The sequence below is a fragment of the Flavobacterium ginsengiterrae genome (assembly GCF_039539785.1).
Taxonomy (GTDB): domain Bacteria; phylum Bacteroidota; class Bacteroidia; order Flavobacteriales; family Flavobacteriaceae; genus Flavobacterium; species Flavobacterium ginsengiterrae.
Map to the genome: position 1 here is coordinate 113,693 of NZ_BAABDU010000006.1, position 19,990 is coordinate 133,682.

Genomic DNA, 19,990 nt, shown 5'->3' on the forward strand with positions numbered 1-19,990 from the left:
AAAAATAGTATGAAAATTTGGTGTTCATTTATCGCTTTTGTGTTTCTGTTTTTAGCAGTTTCCTGTAAAGGAGATAAAAAAGAAGAAAATCAAAAGAAAGAAAAGGCCGTGGTGCCGGAACTTAGACTTGTAATAGATACTACCGCTATTGCGGGTTTTTATGAAACCTATCCTAAATTGAAAAGTTTTGAGGATGAGGTAAAATCTTTATATCAAAAGAAAAAATACACACAGTTATGGCTTGATAACAAAGGTGTAGTCGAATTTGGAAATACTTTATACAATAAATATAAAGGTCTTGAAGATGAAGGTTTAAGAGCAAACTTCCCGTACAAAGAAATCAATGCCGTTTTTGAAGGAAGTGCCGATAATAAACTTTCAAAAATCAATACAGATTTAATGATAACAAATTTGTATTTCTATTATGCCGAAAAAGTTTACCGCGGATTTGATGAAAAAACTTCAATTTCGTTAGAATGGCTTCTGCCGAGAAAAAAACTCAATTATCAGGTTTTTAGTGATTCTCTTTTTGAAAAATCGACTATAAACGATGATAAAAAAAGTAAAATGTTCAGCCAGTACTACAAACTGCGTGATGCTCTTCGTAAATATAGGGAAATTGAGAAAAATGGCGGCTGGAAAACTATTGAAATTGATGATACTTATAAGAGTTTAAAATTAGGAGATTCTTCTGCGGTTGTTTCTCAAATTAGAGAAAGACTTTTTGTAACTAAAGATATTCAGGAAGATAACAAAAGTGCCGTTTGTGATTCTGTTTTAATAGCGTCGTTAAAAAACTATGAACTGCATCATGGTTTTACACCAAAAAATACAATTCTGAAAGAACATATTAACGATTTAAATATTCCGGTTTCTGAAAGAATTAAAACCATAATTGCCAATATGGAGCGTTGCCGCTGGATTGACCCCGCGCTTGAAAAAGGCAAACAATATATTGAGGTTAATATTCCTGAGTTTAAATTGTATTTAATTCGCGACGGAAAAATTGCATTTACGTCTCCGGTTGTTGTGGGGAAAGCCATGACAAAAACTGTTATTTTCAGCGGTACGATGAGCAATATTGTTTTTAGTCCGTATTGGAATGTACCGCCAAGTATTATTGCAGCAGAAATAAAGCCCGGAATGGCAAAAAACAAAAACTATCTGGCTCAAAAAAATCTTGAATGGAATAATGGCGCAGTTCGTCAGCTTCCCGGAAAAAACAATTCACTTGGTCTTGTAAAGTTTTTGTTCCCTAATTCAAGTAATATCTATTTGCACGATACACCATCAAAAAGTTTGTTTGAAAGAGAAAGCAGAGCCTTTAGCCACGGTTGTGTTCGCGTAGCAAAACCCCGCGAACTGGCAATTGAAATATTAAAAGAAGATCCAAAATGGACTCCTGAACGTATAGACAAAGCCATGCATGCAGGAAAAGAAAGCTGGTACACAGTAAAAAAGAAATTTCCGGTTTATATAGGATATTTTACTGCTTGGGTCGACAGAGAAGGCCAGTTAAATTTCTATAAAGATATTTACAGCAGAGACGAAAGTTTAATAAAACTTTTGACAGAAGAATAGTGTAATAAATGCCACAGATTAAAAAGATTAATCTGTGTAAATCTTTTTAATCTGTGGCTTTAAAAAAAACTATTTATCCAGAACATCAATACATTTATAAAAACGTTTGGTGTAATGTTCTGTATCAAGTGCTGTAATAGTAACTTGTTGCGCTTTTCCAGATGAAGCGTGAATAAATTTTGACTGCATTCCGTTGGCTTCGCAGATAATTCCTAAATGACCAACAACAGTTCTGTCTTTATATCCGTAAAAAACTAAAACATCGCCCACTTTAAAATCTTCGGGTTTTAAAGCCTTTCCCAAATTTTTATAACCGCTTGAACTTCTTGGCAGCGTAATTCCATAATGACCAAAAACATAACTTACAAAGCCTGAACAATCAAATCCGTTTTTAGGATTGTTTGATGCATATTTGTAACGTGTACCTAAATATTTTTTTGCATACTCTATAATAGAATCCCGATTAACTTCAGTTTGAATTTTTGGATAAACAATTATAGAATCATCATTCTTTTTTAATGTAAAGGAAGAAAACAAAACTAAAGCTGATAAAGCGGCAAAAAGATATAATCTCATTTTTTTTATTATGAAAATGTTGAATCGTTAAAGATAAGTCCTAAATTTTAAATCAGAGGAAGAATATATCGAAAATTGTAAGAATTAATACTTTTAAAACGCGAAATGATGTGTTTATGTGGTGTTTTTTTATTGCTTTTTGACGTTTTAGTATCTTTTTTGAAATAGTATTTGAAATATATTTGTGAATTACATTTATATTTTAACAAATAAATTATGTTTCTTAAAAAAACAGCACTTTTAATTTTGTTTTTGCTGAATTGGGTTATTTCGACATCGCAGACACAAAATGCCAATAAAACATTTTTATATCAAGGCCGAATTGAAAAACTTCAAAATGACAATGTTATTTTAATAGGAACTGCCTCTTCTGTTTCTTTCAATTTTACAGGAAACGAATGTTCTGTTTCTCTCCAAAGTATTGATTCGTACGAACATCACAACTATGTTTCTTTGGTTTTGGACGGAAAATATATTGGAAAAATTAAAGTTGAAAAAGGTGCCGTTCAGTCATTTCCAATACAAGTGACTTCTAAAAAGAAAGAACATCATTTAGAAATCTACAAAAATACAGAAGCGCAAAGCGGTAATATTTTATTTGCCGGAACAACAGCAAAACTCATTTCAATTTCATTTAAAAAGAAAAAGAAAATCGAATTTATTGGAGATTCTATTACATGTGGCGCCGCCAGCGATCCATCAGATGTTCCATGCGATAAAGGAGAATATTTGGATCATCATAATAGTTATTATGCATACGGACCAAGAATTGCCAGACAAATTGATGCTGATTATTTAATGAGCTGTGTTTCCGGAATTGGAATGTACAGAAACTGGAACGACGAAAATAAAGACGAAGCAATTATGCCTGATCTTTATCAGAATTTATATTTAACAAAAGATGCTTCAAAACCGAAATACGATTTTGCTTTTCAGCCGGATATTATCAGCATTGCTTTAGGAACCAATGATTTTTCGGGAGGCGACGGCAAAAAAGAACGTCTTCCTTTTAATGCAGAAAAGTATGTTTCAAATTACATCAATTTTATTAAAATGCTGTACGAGCATAATCCAAATGTTCAGATTGTAATTACAAACAGTCCAATGGTAAACGGAGAAAAAGCAATTGTTTTTGAAGACTGTTTAAACAAAGTAAAAAAAGCTTTTGCAGAAGATAAAAGCCATAAACCAATTCAGATTTTTAAGTTTAAACCCATGACTCCAAAAGGGTGTACCGGACATCCTGATGTGGCAGATCATCAGGTTTTAGCAGCAGAATACGGACCATTTTTAAAAAAGCTGTTACATGAAAAATAAAATACTATTCTTTTTCTTTTTAACGATTTATAGTTCTGCAACGGCAAATATTACACTTCCGAATATTTTTGGCGATAATATGGTTTTACAGCGAAATTCTGAAGTGAAAATCTGGGGCTGGGCAAATCCAAAAGAAGAAATCAAATTAACATCAGGTTGGAATAATCAGGAATATAAAACTATTGCCAATAATCAGGCAAAATGGGAATTAACCATTAAAACTCCAGAAGCCGGCGGACCTTTTACAATTTCTATAAAAGGCTACAACGAAGTGATTTTAAAAAATATTCTGATTGGCGAAGTCTGGCTTTGTTCAGGACAATCCAACATGGAAATGTCGGCAAGCTGGGGAATCGATAATGGCGATGAAGAAGTTAAAAATGCTAAAGATTTTAATATCCGATTTTTTACGGTTTCAAAATCTACTGCAACGACGCCACAAAATAATGTATTAGGAAACTGGGTTGAATCGACTCCGGAAACCATGAAATATTTCAGCGCCGTTGGTTATTTTTTTGCTAAACGTCTGCGCGAAGATTTAAAAAACGTTCCAATAGGATTAATTTCTTCCAATTGGGGCGGTACTCCAGCCGAAATCTGGATGCCGGAAGAAGTCGTAAATAATGATTCTGTTTTACTCGAAAATGCCAAAAAACTCAACGAACAGGAATATGGTCCGCATGAGCCGGGACGTGCTTACAATGCAATGATTTCTCCAATAACCGGATTTAAAATTGCAGGAACTTTATGGTATCAGGGCGAATCTAATGTTGGTTCTTTGGTTTACGATAAAACACTTTCAGCGTTAATAACTTCCTGGAGAAAAGCCTGGAACGAAGAATTTCCTTTTTATTTTGTTCAGATTGCACCTTACAAAACCGGAACGAATAACTTTTCTAATGTAACCGTTAGAAATTCGCAGAGAAAAATTTTAAAAGAAGTTTCAAAAACAGGAATGGTTTTAACTTCAGATATTTCAGACACAATAGATATTCATCCGAAGAATAAAAAATCAGTCGGAATTCGTTTGGCAAATTTAGCTTTAGCAAATGTGTACAAAACCAATTCTAATTTGGTAAATGGGCCACTTTTTAAAGGCATAAAAATAGAAAAAAATAAAGCAGTCGTTTCCTTCGATTATGCAGAAGGACTTTATTTTAAAGACAAAAAATCGAATCAATTTGAAGTAGCGGATAAAGATGGAATTTTCTATCCTGCCGAAGCTTCAATCAAAAATAATCAGGTGATTTTGACAAACAAAAAAGTGGTAAATCCGGCAAAAGTGAGGTTTGCCTGGGGAAATACAACACAGTCGGATTTGTTTAATAAAGCCAATCTGCCTGCTTCTTGTTTTACGAGTGAATTTTAGATTTTAGAATGTAGATTTTAGATTTTGCTCATGCCATTTCGAGGAACGAGAAATCTCACTAGAAAATTCCACAATCTATGTGGTTACGAGTGTGATTTCTCCTTTCAGTCGAAATGACAAGATTGAAGAAAACTTTGTGCCTTAGTGTCTTAGCGGCAAAAAAAAAACTAACTAAACCACACATATGAAAAATAAAAAAATAATAATTATTGGGGTTTTGTCCCTGTTTACTGTTGGAAATATGAATGCACAGAAGAAACCGTATTTGGATAAAAATAAAACTATTGAACAGCGTATAGATTTGCTTTTGCCATTAATGACTTTAGAGGAAAAAGTAGGGCAGATGAATCAATACAACGGTTTTTGGGATGTAACGGGACCGGCACCAAAAGGCGGAACAGCCGAATTAAAATACGAACATTTAAGAAAAGGATTGGTTGGTTCGATGCTAACTGTTCGCGGCGTAAAAGAAGTTCGTGCTGTACAGAAAATTGCTGTTGAAGAAACAAGATTAGGAATTCCGTTAATTATTGGTTTTGACGTAATACATGGCTATAAAACGTTGAGCCCGATTCCGCTGGCAGAAGCAGCGAGCTGGGATTTAGAAGCCATTAAAAAATCGGCAGCAATTGCAGCAGATGAAGCTTCGGCATCTGGAATCAACTGGACTTTTGGACCAAATGTTGACGTTGCAAATGATGCACGCTGGGGTCGTGTAATGGAAGGTGCGGGAGAGGATCCGTATCTAGGAAGTAAAATTGGTTATGCCAGAGTAAAAGGTTTTCAAGGAGAAACGATTGCTGATTTAGCAAAAGTAAATACCATTGCAGCTTGTGCAAAACACTTTGCTGCTTACGGTTATGTAGAAGCAGGATTAGAATATAATATTGTAGATATCAGTAATTCTAAATTGTATAATTCCGTTTTACCGCCTTTTGAAGCAACTGTAGAAGCAGGAGTTCGTACGTTTATGAATTCGTTTAATACTTTAAACGGCATTCCGGCAACAGGAAATGCCTTTTTGCAGAGAGATATTTTAAAAGGAAAATGGAAGTTTGACGGATTTGTAATTTCGGATTACGCTTCAATCCGCGAAATGATTGCGCACGGTTATGCCAAAGACGAAGCCGATGCAACTGCAAAAGCTGTAATTGCTGGTTCTGATATGGACATGGAATCGTATTTATATGTTGCAAAATTGGTTGATCTTGTAAAATCAGGAAAAGTGAAAGAAGCTTTGGTTGATGATGCAGTACGCAGAATTCTTCGTGTGAAATTTGAACTTGGTTTATTTGATGATCCGTACAGATATTGCGATGAAAAACGCGAAAAAGCTGTTGTTGGAAGCAAAGCTAATAACGACGGCGTTTTGGACATGGCGAAAAAATCTATTGTTCTTTTAAAGAATGAAAAAAATCTGCTTCCGCTAAAGAAATCTGGACAAAAAATTGCTTTGATCGGAGCTTTGGCGAATGATAAAAACAGTCCGTTAGGAAGCTGGAGAATTGCAGCTTCAGACGATACTGCGGTTTCTATTCTAGAAGGAATGCAGCAATATAAAGACAATAAACTGACTTTTGAAAAAGGTACAGACTTACTAAAACAAAAAGCCACTTTCTTAACCGAAACGGTTTTCAACACCACAGATAAAAGCGGATTTGAAGGTGCAAAAACAGCCGCAAAAAATGCCGATGTTGTCGTAATGGTTTTAGGTGAATATGGTTTTCAAAGTGGGGAAGGAAGAAGCCGTACCGATTTAAATCTGCCGGGTTTACAGCAGGAATTATTAGAAGAAATCTACAAAGTAAATCCAAATGTAGTCTTGGTTTTAAATAACGGACGTCCATTAAGTATTCCTTGGGCAGCAGAAAATGTTCCTGCTATTGTCGAAGCATGGCATTTAGGAACTCAGGCAGGAAATGCAGTAGCACAGGTTTTATATGGAGATTACAATCCAAGCGGAAAACTGCCAATGTCCTTCCCAAGAAATGTAGGTCAGGTTCCAATTTATTACAACAAATACAGCACAGGAAGACCAACAGACAGCGATAAAAATGTTTTCTGGTCGCATTATATGGATGTAGAGAAAACGCCTCAATTTCCATTTGGTTTTGGATTGAGCTACACTAAATTCGATTATAAAAACTTAAAACTGAATAAAACCGCTTTCGCGAAAGGAGAAAAGGTTCAGGTTTCTGTTGAGGTTACCAACTCAGGGAATTATGATGGAAAAGAAGTGGTGCAGTTATACATCCATGATGAATTTGCTAGCATTGTTCGCCCAATTAAAGAATTAAAAGGTTTTGAATTGGTAAATTTGAAAAAAGGAGAAACTAAAACTGTAAACTTTACTTTAACAGATAAAGAACTTGGTTTCTATAATAACGAAGGTACTTATTTAGTAGAACCAGGAACTTTCAAAATTATGGTTGGAGGAAGCTCTGATAAAGGTTTGACGAGTGGGTTTGAGATAAAAGAGTAAAAGTTTTTTGCCACGAAGGCGCAAAGGCGCAAGGTTTATTTTTATGATCCTGTAAAATTTTTAATCTCGCAAAGTCGCTAAGACGCAAAATTTTTTAATAGCCCCTAGCTTCAGCTAGGGGAATAAGATTTGAATATAAAAGGGCTTTAGCCAAACTTTATTTAGTTTGGCTAAAGCCCTTTTATATTGCGTTTGTATTTTTCATCCAGCTAAAGCTGGACGCAATTCATCTTAAAAATAAAAACTTTGCGTCTCAGCGACTTTGCGAGATTAAAAAAATTAACTTATGGAAAAAACTTTGTGCCTTTGTGTCTTCGTGGCAAAACATACAAAACTTAGTATTTTTTTTTACCTTTAAAATCTATTAAAACTCCAACTATTAAATAAATAACATGAAATACAACAGATGTGGCAGAAGCGGATTGTTACTGCCTGAGATTTCTTTAGGATTATGGCACAATTTCGGTTCGGTAGATAATTTTGATAACGCCGAAAGCATCGCCAAAGAAGCTTTTGACAAAGGAATTACTCACTTTGATTTAGCGAATAATTACGGGCCGGTTCCGGGTTCTGCAGAAGAGAATTTCGGAAAAATATTATGGCATAATTTTCAGGGAAATCTGCGTGATGAAATCGTGATTTCTACAAAAGCAGGATACACAATGTGGGACGGACCTTATGGCGATTGGGGTTCCAGAAAATATTTATTGTCAAGTTTAGACCAAAGTTTAAAGCGAATGAATATTGACTATGTTGATATTTTCTATTCGCATCGTCCAGATCCGGAAACTCCAATTGAAGAAACAATGATGGCTTTAGATCACGCTGTTAGAAGTGGAAAAGCTTTGTATGTCGGGATTAGTAATTATTCGGCAGAGCAAACCAGAGTTGCTGTTGATGTTTTAAAACAATTGGGTACGCCTTGTTTGATTCATCAGGCGAAATATTCGATGTTAGAGCGTTGGGTTGAAAACGGGCTTTTGGATGTTTTAGAAGAAAAAGGAGTGGGATGTATTGCGTTTTCGCCTTTGGCGCAAGGACTTTTAACCGACAAATATTTAAACGGAATTCCTGAAAATTCTCGTGCACACAATCCAAACGGACATTTGAAAGAAGATGAGGTTACGCAGGAACGCATTCAAAAATTAATTCAGTTGAATGAAATTGCTCAAAATAGAAATCAGTCTTTGGCACAAATGGCTTTGGCTTGGCTTCAAAAAGACAAACGAATTACGTCTGTATTAATTGGAGCGAGTTCTGTAAAACAATTGTGTAATAATATTGATTGTTTGGAGAATACAGAATTTACGCATGATGAATTAAATGCGATTGAGAAGATTTTAGTATAGATTTTTTTAGAAATTAAAATTTGAGTTTTAATAAAAAATATTTGAAAGCTTCGGAGAAGCGGTATATTTATAGAAACAAATAAGTAGGATATTAATAGCTCCAGAGGAGCGACACATTCGGTTTATATATGTCGCTCCTCTGGAGCTTTATGTTGTAAACGGTTTAATTATTTCTATAAATATTTCGTCCCGCTGGGACTTGTAAAATTAAGTCAACATATGTTATGTTGTCCCTCTAGGGCTGTATGTTGTAAACGGTTTAATTATTTCTATAAATATTTCGTCCCGCTGGGACTTACTTATCGAATAATCATCGCCAAACCACCGCCGTTTGCCAAACGATACTTTATTTTAGAATTTGAATCTACCGTAATAATTTCTCTTTTATAATCTACTGCTGCTTTATCGGCATTTAAACCATCTGAGAAAACTTCGGCTTGGAATTTTTTACCTTTTTCAAGGAAAGAAAAATCAATTGTAATATCTCTCGAATCCCAATTTGTGATCGCGCCTAAATACCAAGTATTTCCTTTTTTACGGGCGATTGAAACGAACTTTCCAACTTCGCCGTCTAAGGCAACAGTTTCATCAAAAGTCGTTGGAACTTTAGCAATAAAATCAGTGCTTTCCTGTTCTTTCATAAAAGCAGTCGGACTATCGGCCATCATTTGCAAAGGCGCTTCAAAAATGGTGTACAATGCTAATTGATGACATCTCGTACCCTGACTCATTGGTGTCGAATGACTTGGTCTAAATTCGCTTTTAGTTGCATTTCGCATTGCACCCGGCGTGTAATCCATTGGGCCCGCCATCATTCTGATAAATGGAATTGTACAATCGTAAAGTGGCACATCATCATTTGGTGTCCATTTATTATTTTCAAGACCTTTTACGCCTTCAAAATTTAAAATATTTGGAAATGTACGCTGAATTCCGGTTGGTTTGTACATTCCGTGGAAATCCAAAATCAATTTATGATTCGCTGCTTTCTGCGAAATATCATAAACCGAATTTACCATTTTAGCATCGTCGCGGTCTAAGAAATCTACTTTAAAACCTTTGATTCCTAAATCGGCATAATTTTTTAAAATCCCGTCGGTGTTTTTGGTTAATGCCATCCATGAACTCCATAAAATCAGACCGACATTTTTTTCTTTTCCGTAAGCAATCAAAGCTTCCAAATCAACATTTGGATTGTGTTTCATGATATCTTCTTCGAGACTCCAGCCTTCATCCAAAACCACATATTCGACTTTATTTTTCGAAGCAAAATCAATATAATATTTATAAGTCTGTGTATTGATTCCAGCTTTAAAATCGATGTTGTAAATGTTCCAGTCGTTCCACCAATCCCAAGCCACTTTTCCAGGTTTTATCCACGAAATATCTTTTATTCTTGACGGTTCTGATAATTTCTGAACCATATCATTATTTGCTAAATCGGCATCATTTTCTGCAATAACAATCGCTCGCCAAGGGAAATTTCTTGTTCCTTTTGTTTTAACCAAATAATCGGCTCTTTCAGAAATTAATCGATTAATATTATTGAATCCGCCGTTGGTTTCTTTTGTTGGATATTTAGAAAAACGAGATTCAAAACCCGATTTAGAAGAATTATTTGTTACAAATAATCCCGGATAATCTTCGAGATTTGCTTCTAAGAAAACGGCTTTTTTATGATTTTTATAATCAATTAAAAACGGAAGAAAAGCCAAAGTATCTTTTGCAAATTCGCTGATTTTCTTGTTTTCGTAATGCGCTTCAAAAGACGAAATATAAGGATCTTTCGGATTTCGTAAATCACGAACATAAGGCATTAAAGTCGAATAATCCTGATCGAAATTTAAGCTGACATTTTCCCATTTAACAGTAATGTCTTTTTTCTTTTTAGTACTAAATCGATAAGCAGCGCCGTCATCAAAAACACGATATTCAATGCTGAAATCATTTTTGAAATTTAGAATCAGCTGATTGTAATTATTTTGAATAGTTTTCTTTTTGTAAAGAGGTGTTTCAAAAGAAATATTGACACTTTCTTTTTTGGAATTAATAACTACTGGATTTTTGCCTAAAACTTCATTCTGATCTAAAGTTAGAGACATTTCTGATGGAGCCAAAATCAAATCTTTTCCGCTGGAAATTGTCCATGAAATTTTATCATTCACAGAAACTAAAACAGAAATTTTTCCACCTGGAGAAGTCACTGTAAAATCCTGTTTCTTCTGCGAAAAAGAAAGATTTACGATTATCAAACAAAAAAGAACAAATGTATTTTTCATGTAATTATTTTTTGAAACCATATAAGTCATATAAGTTTATTTTTATACAAAGCTTAAATCTCAAACTTATTCAATGAACTTATATGACTTACATGGTTTAAACTTATTTACTTTTCTTCAATTCTATATTGTATTTTTTTACAATTGCTAACGTCGATTTGTCTCCGTTGAAAACGGAGTTTAAACCTTGTGGTTCTTGTGGAGGATCTGTGGTAAAAGGTTCGCCTGGATTCCATTTTCCATCAGGATGAATTGCTTTTCCCTCACCGCCGTAACCCCAGAAATTTGCCGCCTGAAGCGGTCCGCCGTTTTTGTGACTTTCCAGAACTCTTCCAAAAATGTAATTGTAAAATTGATCTCTGTAAACGGAAGGTGCTCCTGCATTTAGATTTTCATTTTCTCTTGGCAAACCAAATTCTTCAATAATAATTGGTCTTTTTAAATTGTTGGCAACTTTAATATGATCGTCAATATATTTTCCGGCATTTTCAATTGTTTTTGGCATTGTAGCTTCACCGTTATCGGCTTTAAACCAGTTCCAGTTTTTTGGCCAAATGTGCATTGTTAGATAATCAATATTTGGATTTTGATGCGTTCTTTCGAAAATTTCCATGCTGTCGTTCGAACTGTTTTTTCCTTCAGAACCTGTAGAAACCAAATGATTTTTGTCCAGACTATCAATTAAATCCACAATAGTATTGAGCCATTTTGTGAATTTTACTTCGTTTTCTGGCGTAAAAGTTCTTGGTTCATTTCCAACCTGCCACGCCATAATCGTGTTGTCTTCGTTGTATTTCTTTTTAGAATAGGCGTTTGTTCTTCCAATAATAAATTTTACATGATTATTCAAAGCTTCCATGCAAGGTTCACAGCTGTGAAACTGTTCGGTGTACGACATAAACTGCGGCCAGGTATTGGGCGGAATCGCCGGAACCGGAACGGGACCTTTGCCATTCCATTCTAAATATTGAGACATGCCGCCAGACCATTCCCAGTTATTGGTTAGATACAAAATGGCGTACATATTTCGTTTTTGCATTTCAGAAATTAAAAAATCCAAACCATCTAATAAATCTTCGTCGTATTTTCCTTGTTGGTATTGAAGCGCTGGACGAACGGTAAAATCGTATTTTCCACCATCAGCACCAACCAGAATTCTTAAATTATCGATTCCGTTTTTCTTCATTAAATCTAATTCGCGTAAAAGTCTTTTGCGGTCGCCGATTTTTTTAGACGCCAGCATACTTCCGTACCAATAATTGGTTCCAATGTAGGAGTAGGGTTTATCTCCTTTATAAAATTGAGTTCCTTTTACGGTAATTTTTTCCTGTGCCTGACAAGCGATTGCAGCAAGAATTAAAACTAATGAAAGGGTTTTTAGAAATCTGTTTTTCATACGATTATTTTTTAGGAGCTGTTCCTGCTATCCGCTGTATCTTTTATGGTGAACCCCACCATAAAAGGATGCCGCTTCTATCAGGGCTAGGACTTTACGGTTTTGTAAGACTTTTTGGTTTTATTCGTATAGTTTTGTTATTTCGGCATTTCATACATCTTTGGCAGAGAATTCACCAAAGCTGATTTTGCCTTTAAACTATATGTTTTAAAATCTGCTGCATTTGATGCTGAGCCATTTGGAACATAATACCCATCAGCATTATTATTCCAAAACATAACGTAACTTATCTGGATATCATTTTTAGTTAAAGCGCTGTACAACAAAGTCGAAAACCAATCTGTAATAGCAGGCGTTGTCGTTGTAACGCGATATCCCGTTTCGGTTAAAGCCGCAATTTTAACTTTCGCTTTAGCATAATCTGAAAGAATTTTTAGTTTGGCATTGGCTCTGTCAGATCCGGTTTGTCCCTGATTATTGAAATCTCCGTAATTATCCATACCGATAATATCGACGTATTTATCTCCCGGATAACGACTTAAATAATTGTTTTCTGTGGTGTATGAATTATCAGGAGAAAAAGCGTATAAAATATTGTGAACGCCTTTGGTGTTTTTTAAGTAATCGACTGTAAACTGATAGGCTTTTTTGTATTCATCGGCAGTGCAGAAATTAGCGCCCCACCAAAACCAGCTTCCGTCAAATTCGTGAAGAGGCCTGAAAATAATTGGAATTAATTCGCCGTTTGTGCCTTTTAAATTAGAAACTACACTCGCAACTTTGTCAAGTTTTTTCTTGTACCATTCGTTGTTAGATCCGCCTGGTAAAATACTTTTAAAAGCAGAGGCTTTTTCTTCGGCAGACATATCGGCGGTATAAAAAGAATCTTCTTTAAAAGGTTCTCTTAAATGCCAGCAGAAAGTGTTGATTATTCCTTTTGCGTAAGCTGCTTTTGTATCGGTAATGATTTTTTGTTCCTGCTGATAATACCAGTTATTAGCTTGTCCGTTATTATTTTTATCGGTAATAAACATAAAATCAGAACCCAGAACGGCAGGATCAAAACCTGTATTTTTTTTGATATCAGAATCGCCCGCGGCATCCTGATAAAAACTATTAAAAGCATCCTGCTGACCAATAGCTGTTTTGGTTTTTGCCAGTCTTTTTAAATTGTAAAATAAAGCAACAGTTTCTTTTGAAGCATTGGCATCGACCATATAATTAATGGTATTTGATGTTGTTAAAGGATCATCCTGAGTTGGCGGATCGATTATTATCTGGGCTGCATCTTCTTTATCTGAAGAACAGCTTAGGATAGTTAAAACCGAGATGCTGAGAAATGCTATTTTGAGAAATGTTGTTTTCATTTTTAAGTTTTTATTCGGTTAATAAGTTCTAAACAGGCTCTGCCGTTATGATAGGGACATTTCCAAAAGCCAGCTTTGTCTTTTTGCATTATTGAATAATCGCTGTAAACTCCCCAAAACCATTCGCCGTTTTCTTTGTCCAGAATGTATTTTTTGGTAAATTCCCAGTTGTTGTACACAATATCCAGATATTCTTCTTTGCCGGTTAATTGGTACGCATTGTAAAAACCAATTAAAGCTTCGGCTTGAGGCCACCAGTGTTTTTCGGCTATTAATTCTTTTTTTTCCGGATCGTATTCATACCATAATCCGCCGTCAGAATCAAGTCCTTTTTTTGTGGCATCGGCAATCTGGACTGCGTATTTTTTATAATTGGCAATTAGACTTTCATTTTCTGAAATTTCAGCGCACTGTTGTAAAAGCCATGCAGCTTCAATGTCATGTCCGTATGAAATCACGTCGGGTTTTTCGATCCAGTTTTCATTAAAAAACAAACGAAGATGTCCGGTTTCGGTATTAATGAAATGTTTTTCGATGGTTTCAAGAAGCTCAATCATAATGTTTTGGAGCGTCTTGTCTTTCCATACTTTATACAAATTCGCATAAGCTTCAATAATATGAAGATGCGTATTCATGGTTTTCTTTTCGTTAGCGTCTTTTTCGCTTAAACGTAAATCTTCAATAGGTTTCCAATCTCTTGTAAAAGCTTCGAGATAACCTTTGTTTACAGGATCGTAACTGTAATCCTGAATTTTAGAATATAAATTAATGGCAATTTCTAAGGCTTTTTCGTTTTTAGAAATGGCGTAATATTCAGATAATCCATAAATCGCAAACGCGAGCGCGTAAATTTGATTTTTGGTTTCTTTTGGCGTTTTATCATCATTGATACTCCAAAATAAACCTCCAAATTGTTTGTCATAAAAGTGTTCAGACAGAAATTCAAAGGCTCTTTCAGCCAGTTTTTTGTGGTTTTCGTTTTTTGTGGTCTGATAACTGGCTGAAAATGTCCATAAAATACGAGCATTTAAAACTGAACCTTTTTCTGAGTTTGCTACAATATGATCGTTAAAATCAATCTGACCAATAAAACCGCCGTTTTGTTTATCGACGGTATTGTTGGACCAATATTTTAGAATCGAATCCAGTTCGGTTTCTAATTCTGATTTTAACTTTTTTAAATTTTCTGACACTTGATATTATATTGCGTTGTTTTTTTCAATTTGGCTGATGATAGTTTCTACAGAACCTGCAGAAATAAAGGTGTCTGCCGGAGTGTTGATAACATAATCGACTAATTTTTCTACAGAAGAAACAGCAACGTGCATTCTGGTATCTGATGATGCGTAATACACATAAACAGTTCCGTCTGCATCTTCAATCCATCCGTTTGAAAATAATACATTCGATACATCGCCGACTCTTTCAATGCCTTCAGGTCCCATAAAATGTCCGGCAGGAACGTGGGTTACTTTCGAGATATCATTTAAATCGGTCATGAACATATATAAAGTATAGCGCAATCCTGCTGCAGTATTACGAACTCCGTGCGCCAGATGTAACCAGCCTTTTGAAGTTTTAATAGGAGCAGGGCCAAGTCCGTTTTTTAATTCGTAAATCGTATGATATTGTTTTCCGAAAATGATTTTTTCGTCTTTTACCACAGGATTTGTCATATCGTCAACATATCCTAAACCAATTCCTCCGCCTGAACCTACATCAATAAAACCGTCTTGCGGACGTGTGTATAATGCGTATTTTCCGTTTACGAATTCTGGGTGTAAAACTACATTTCGCTGTTGTCCGGTATTTGAAATTAAATCAGGAAGTCTTTCCCAATTGATTAAATCTTTTGAACGCACAATTCCTGCATTGGCTACAGCCGAACTTGTATCGCCTTTTGGTGCTTTTGGATCTTTTCTTTCTGTACAGAAAATGCCATAAACCCAGCCGTCTTCGTGGTTTATTAAACGCATATCGTATACGTTTGTGTCTGGTTCTTCAGTCTGCGGAATTACGCATGGTTTTTCCCAAAATTTGAAATTATCGACTCCGTTTGGACTTTCGGCAATGGCAAAAAATGATTTTCTATCGATGCCTTCTACACGTACAGCAAGAAGATATTTATTATTCCATTTCATGGCGCCAGCGTTAAAAGCCGCGTTCATGCCAATTCTTTCCAGTAAAAAAGGATTTGTTTTTTCGTTTAAGTCAAAACGCCAGTTTAACGGGACGTGAGATGCTGTAACAACAGGATTTTTATAACGTTCGTAAATTCCGTTCCCTGCATTTTCCTCAGGAGAATTTTTTTTCTCGATAAGTGTTTTATGTTCGTTTTCTAGCGCATTTTTTCTTTCGAGAAATATGGCTGAAGATGCTATTGTTGTCATATATTTTAATTTCTGATCTGATTTATTTTTAGTTTTTGTGGTCTCTTTTTTCGTTTAAATCTTGTTCTATGGTTTGCAGTTTGTCTTCAGAAAGCGGATAAAATAAAATGAAGATAACTGATATTGCAGCAGCAACGGCCGGGAGTATGCTTAACATTAACTGAATTCCGTGTTGTGCTGTAACTGTTTGTTCAACATTTGCCTGAAATCCATAATAGCCTAAAAGCCATCCTGTTCCTGCACCGCCAATTGTCCAGCCAAATTTTTGTGACATTGATGATGCAGAGAAAACCAATCCTGTTGCACGTCGTCCTTGTTTCCATTCTGAGTAATCAGCACTGTCTGCATACATGGACCAGATTAATGGGAAAATGCATCCGGCACAAATACTGATTAATGCCTGAAAACTCATAATCAGCAATACATCTTCTTTTCCGAAGAAATAGAAAATCAGGCTTAGTATTGCAGCGATTGCCATTGCGCCAAAAAAAGTTTTCTTTTTTCCAATTTTGTTGGCAATTGGAGTTGCGATTATAACGCCAATAATATTGGCCGCTTGTCCTAAAACCAAATAAATTGATGTAGGCGTCATGTGGAAATCTGTTCCAAAAATCGAAAAATCGAAGTTTACGTTACTGCTTACATAATATTTAAAATAGTAAACGGCAGCACCGTCTCTAATAGAATTGAAAACCAAAGTTCCAATTCCGGCACCTAATAAAATCCACCATGGTTTGTTTTTTAAAAGATCTTTTAAATCTTCTTTTAAGTTGGATTGCTCATTTTCAATTGGTTTTACTCTTTCTTCTGTAAATAAGAAACAAGCCCAGAAAAATATAGTGGTTATAATTCCGAAAACGCTGATTGTGGCCAGCCATCCGGTTTTAGAATTTAAGTTACCGCCAAAATAGTTTACAAGCGGTTCTATAAGCCAAAGTGCTAAAAGACTGCCGCCAAATGCGAAAACCATTCTGTATGATGATAATGTGTTTCTGTCTTTTCTGTCTGAAGACATTACGCCTAAAAGTGATGCATATGGAACGTTGATTAAGGAATAAATCATCATCATTAACGAATAGGTTACGTAGGCGTAGATTATTTTTCCTTTTTCGTCAAAATCTGGTGTGTAAAAAGTTAAAACTCCAATCACGGCAAAAGGAATGGCAACCCATAGTAAGTAAGGTCTGAATTTTCCCCATTTTGTTTTTGTTCTGTCGGCAATGATTCCTACGATAGGATCGAAGCAGGAATCCCAGATTCTGGTAATCAAAAACATAGTTCCGACTACAGCTGGCGCCAAACCGAAAACATCGGTATAGAAAAACAATAAATACATACTGAATATTTTCCAGAACATTGAAGAAGCGGCGTCTCCCAGTCCGTAACCGATTTTTTCTTTTAAACTAATTTTGTCGTGCATTGGTTATTTTTTAAGGTTGTAAAGTTTGTTTTGAGAGAATTATTTGAGGGCTTTTTTTATGTCTTTTTCAAATAAGGTTTTGTCAAGATTGTAATAGTCTACAAAATCTTTTTCGCTTACCTGACCTTTAAACGGCGCGTAATAATGCATCTTTTTTTCGTTTTCCTGCCAGCCGTGGTTTCTCCATAACAAGACATAAGAAATTTTATAATCACCAATGGCTTTTGAGAAAGTTCCTGTCCACCATTTTGGGTCTGGAATGGCTTCGTAACCAGCTTCGGCAACAGCGGTTAATTTATGTTTTTCATGACCAATTTCATTGATGATTTTTAATTGATTTTGTACTTCATCAATAAATTTCTGTCCATTTGTATCGCTGTTATTTTGGTAAGAATCAAAACTTATAATGTCTGCAAAATCATCTCCGGGATAATTAGCAAGGAAATCTTCTTTTGTATTGAAACTGCTGGTATTGTAAACATAAATTAGATTATGAACACCTTTTTTTTGAAGATAATCAAAGGTGAATTTCCATGCTGTTTTAAATTCATCTGGTGTGCAGTTTCCTTTTCCCCACCAAAACCAGCCTCCGGTAAGTTCGTGATAAGGTCTAAATAAAATAGGAATGTTTTTTCCTTTTTTGTCTTTTAATGAAAGAAAGAAAACAGCAGCTTTATCAAGCCATGAAGTAAATTTTTGATGATTTTCTCCGCCCGGTAATATTGTTTTAAGAGCGTTTGGCGTATTATCCCAGGCGTTTTTTCCGGTTGCAGGATTATCAAAATGCCAGCTTATTGTCGAAATGCCGCCTCTTTCATTGGCTTCAATAATATATTGTTTCATTTTTTCAAATGGAACACCGTCTATATTATTTTTATCATCTTTTTCTAAACCAGCAATGTCCCAGCCATACACAGCAGGATAATCTCCCACAACATCTTTAATATCACTGCGTCCGTTTTCATACTTCCAGTTTACGCCATACGCTAAGTCATCCTGATGTCCAAAAAGATATCCTTTTTGCACCAGTTTATTTAGGTTTTTGTACAGCTGTATGGTTTCTGGTGTTGCTTTTTTATCTGAAATTGACAAATTAGTATTACTGTTATTATGCTGTGCAGAACAGGAAGTTCCGATTAAAGCGGTGATAAAAAGCTTGTAAAAGTATTTTTTCATTTTTTGAAAATATTGTATTTCAGTCTATTATTGTTGATTTGTTAAAATGAACAAGCTTTAACTGATGCTGTTTTTGTGTATTTGTAATTCAGTATTGTTTTCCAGATAAAATTATTAAAACTATAAAAAGGTCTGGTATTAAAAATGATTTATGTTTATTATTAATATGGTTTTTACAGACTTGATAATTTTATTTTTCAAAGATAAATGTATGTTTATAGTGTAATCAATATTATTTTATCAATTATATATCATATTATTGCAGAAAAAAAAGAGAAAGTAATTCAGCTAAAATAGATTTTAAGAATGAGTACCACTAAAAATTTTTACAGAGAAATTGCACCGCTTTCTGCCGGAGACAGTTTTTTGGTTTTTGACCGCGTGAAAGACAGCTTTGATTTTCCGGTTCATTATCATCCTGAATTTGAGATCAATTTTATTCTTAACGGAAAAGGTGTAAGGCGTGTTGTGGGAGACAATATAGAAGAAATTGATAGTGTCGAACTGGTTTTAATTGGTCCGAATTTATACCACGGCTGGGAATTAAATAAGTGTACTAATAAAAAGATCCATGAGATTACGATTCAGTTTCATAATGATTTATTTCACGAATCGTTATTAGCAAGACGTATTATGAATCCTATTCGTGATATGTTTAACCGCTCGATTCACGGAATTTTATTTTCTAAAAAAACAGCCGAAGAATTAACGCCAAGGCTTGTAAGGCTTTCTAAACTCGATGGTATCGATTATTTCTTAGAAATTACTTCTTTATTATATGATCTAGCCAATTCGAGAAATCAAAGACTGCTTTCTACTTATACGGTAGATTATGATAAGTTTGATGACTACGACAAGATGAAACTGGTATATGAATATGTACAAAAACATTTTGCCGAAAAAATTACTTTAGAAGATGTTGCGAATGTGGCCAGTATGTCGATTATTTCTTTTAATCGTTTTATAAAGAAACGCACCGGAAAAACTTTTGTAAACTATATTAATGATATCAGAATTGGATATGCAGCGAGATGGCTGGTAGAAAAAGATATGAGTGTTTCTGAAGTAGCATTTAAATCCGGCTTTAATAATATTGCGAACTTCAATCGCAGTTTTAAGGCAATTAAAAATTGTACACCCAGCCAATACAGGGAAGATTTTTCTGGATTGAAGCGTATATTATAGTGATACTTTTTTTGCACAAGTAAATATTATTTTTAACGAAAACGTTTGATTTTGATGATTTCGTTAACTTTTATTTATAATTTCTGCTTCATTATTTGTTAAC

Annotated in this window: 14 protein-coding genes; 6 read left to right on the forward strand and 8 right to left on the reverse strand. The window is 34.8% G+C overall.

Annotation, left to right across the window (positions count from 1 at the left end; translation table 11 throughout):
* Positions 1-9: 9 nt before the first annotated feature.
* Entirely contained in the window at positions 10-1,581 is a 1,572-nt protein-coding gene (locus ABD859_RS16690; RefSeq protein WP_345145726.1) for a L,D-transpeptidase family protein, read from the forward strand.
* 69 nt (positions 1,582-1,650) lie between these two features.
* Here ABD859_RS16690 and ABD859_RS16695 read toward each other — a convergent pair whose 3' ends face one another.
* Positions 1,651-2,157: a C40 family peptidase gene (locus ABD859_RS16695; protein ID WP_345145727.1), complete on the reverse strand. Its 507-nt coding sequence runs from the start codon at positions 2,155-2,157 to the stop codon at positions 1,651-1,653.
* Positions 2,158-2,373: 216 nt separating this feature from the next.
* On the opposite strand from ABD859_RS16695, the gene ABD859_RS16700 reads away from it, so the two are divergent.
* The 4 genes from ABD859_RS16700 to mgrA all read left to right on the forward strand — a co-directional run bounded on the left by ABD859_RS16700 (position 2,374) and on the right by mgrA (position 8,674).
* A complete protein-coding gene (locus ABD859_RS16700) occupies positions 2,374-3,474 on the forward strand; it encodes an SGNH/GDSL hydrolase family protein (RefSeq protein ID WP_345145728.1) in 1,101 nt (366 codons plus the stop codon).
* The gene (locus ABD859_RS16705) at positions 3,464-4,843 is read left to right on the forward strand and encodes a sialate O-acetylesterase (RefSeq protein ID WP_345145729.1); all 1,380 of its coding nucleotides are present in this window, start codon (positions 3,464-3,466) and stop codon (positions 4,841-4,843) included. The genes ABD859_RS16700 and ABD859_RS16705 overlap by 11 nt, the downstream gene beginning before the upstream one ends.
* Positions 4,844-5,027: 184 nt before the next feature.
* Positions 5,028-7,325: a beta-glucosidase BglX gene (bglX, locus tag ABD859_RS16710; RefSeq protein ID WP_345145730.1), complete on the forward strand. Its 2,298-nt coding sequence runs from the start codon at positions 5,028-5,030 to the stop codon at positions 7,323-7,325.
* Positions 7,326-7,717: 392 nt separating this feature from the next.
* Complete coding sequence (gene mgrA / locus ABD859_RS16715; protein WP_345145731.1) at positions 7,718-8,674, forward strand: L-glyceraldehyde 3-phosphate reductase; 957 nt, start codon at positions 7,718-7,720, stop codon at positions 8,672-8,674.
* Positions 8,675-8,973: 299 nt separating this feature from the next.
* Here mgrA and ABD859_RS16720 read toward each other — a convergent pair whose 3' ends face one another.
* From ABD859_RS16720 to ABD859_RS16750, 7 genes are all read right to left on the reverse strand, one after another.
* Positions 8,974-10,953 carry a retaining alpha-galactosidase gene (locus ABD859_RS16720; protein ID WP_345145732.1) on the reverse strand — a complete coding sequence of 660 codons (1,980 nt, stop codon included), beginning with the start codon at positions 10,951-10,953 and terminating at the stop codon, positions 8,974-8,976.
* Positions 10,954-11,056: 103 nt separating this feature from the next.
* Positions 11,057-12,349, reverse strand: a complete 1,293-nt coding sequence (locus ABD859_RS16725; protein ID WP_345145733.1) for a glycoside hydrolase 5 family protein — start codon at positions 12,347-12,349, stop codon at positions 11,057-11,059.
* A gap of 137 nt (positions 12,350-12,486) precedes the next feature.
* A complete protein-coding gene (locus ABD859_RS16730) occupies positions 12,487-13,716 on the reverse strand; it encodes a glycoside hydrolase family 26 protein (RefSeq protein ID WP_345145734.1) in 1,230 nt (409 codons plus the stop codon).
* A gap of 2 nt (positions 13,717-13,718) precedes the next feature.
* The gene (locus tag ABD859_RS16735) at positions 13,719-14,909 is read right to left on the reverse strand and encodes an AGE family epimerase/isomerase (protein WP_345145735.1); all 1,191 of its coding nucleotides are present in this window, start codon (positions 14,907-14,909) and stop codon (positions 13,719-13,721) included.
* Positions 14,910-14,915: 6 nt separating this feature from the next.
* The gene (locus ABD859_RS16740) at positions 14,916-16,106 is read right to left on the reverse strand and encodes a glycoside hydrolase family 130 protein (RefSeq protein WP_345145736.1); all 1,191 of its coding nucleotides are present in this window, start codon (positions 16,104-16,106) and stop codon (positions 14,916-14,918) included.
* A gap of 28 nt (positions 16,107-16,134) precedes the next feature.
* On the reverse strand, positions 16,135-17,526 hold the full coding sequence (locus ABD859_RS16745; RefSeq protein ID WP_345145737.1) for an MFS transporter: 1,392 nt from the start codon (positions 17,524-17,526) through the stop codon (positions 16,135-16,137).
* A gap of 39 nt (positions 17,527-17,565) precedes the next feature.
* Positions 17,566-18,702, reverse strand: a complete 1,137-nt coding sequence (locus ABD859_RS16750) for a glycoside hydrolase family 26 protein (protein ID WP_345145738.1) — start codon at positions 18,700-18,702, stop codon at positions 17,566-17,568.
* A gap of 306 nt (positions 18,703-19,008) precedes the next feature.
* On the opposite strand from ABD859_RS16750, the gene ABD859_RS16755 reads away from it, so the two are divergent.
* A complete protein-coding gene (locus ABD859_RS16755) occupies positions 19,009-19,887 on the forward strand; it encodes a helix-turn-helix domain-containing protein (protein WP_345145739.1) in 879 nt (292 codons plus the stop codon).
* Positions 19,888-19,990 lie beyond the last annotated feature (103 nt).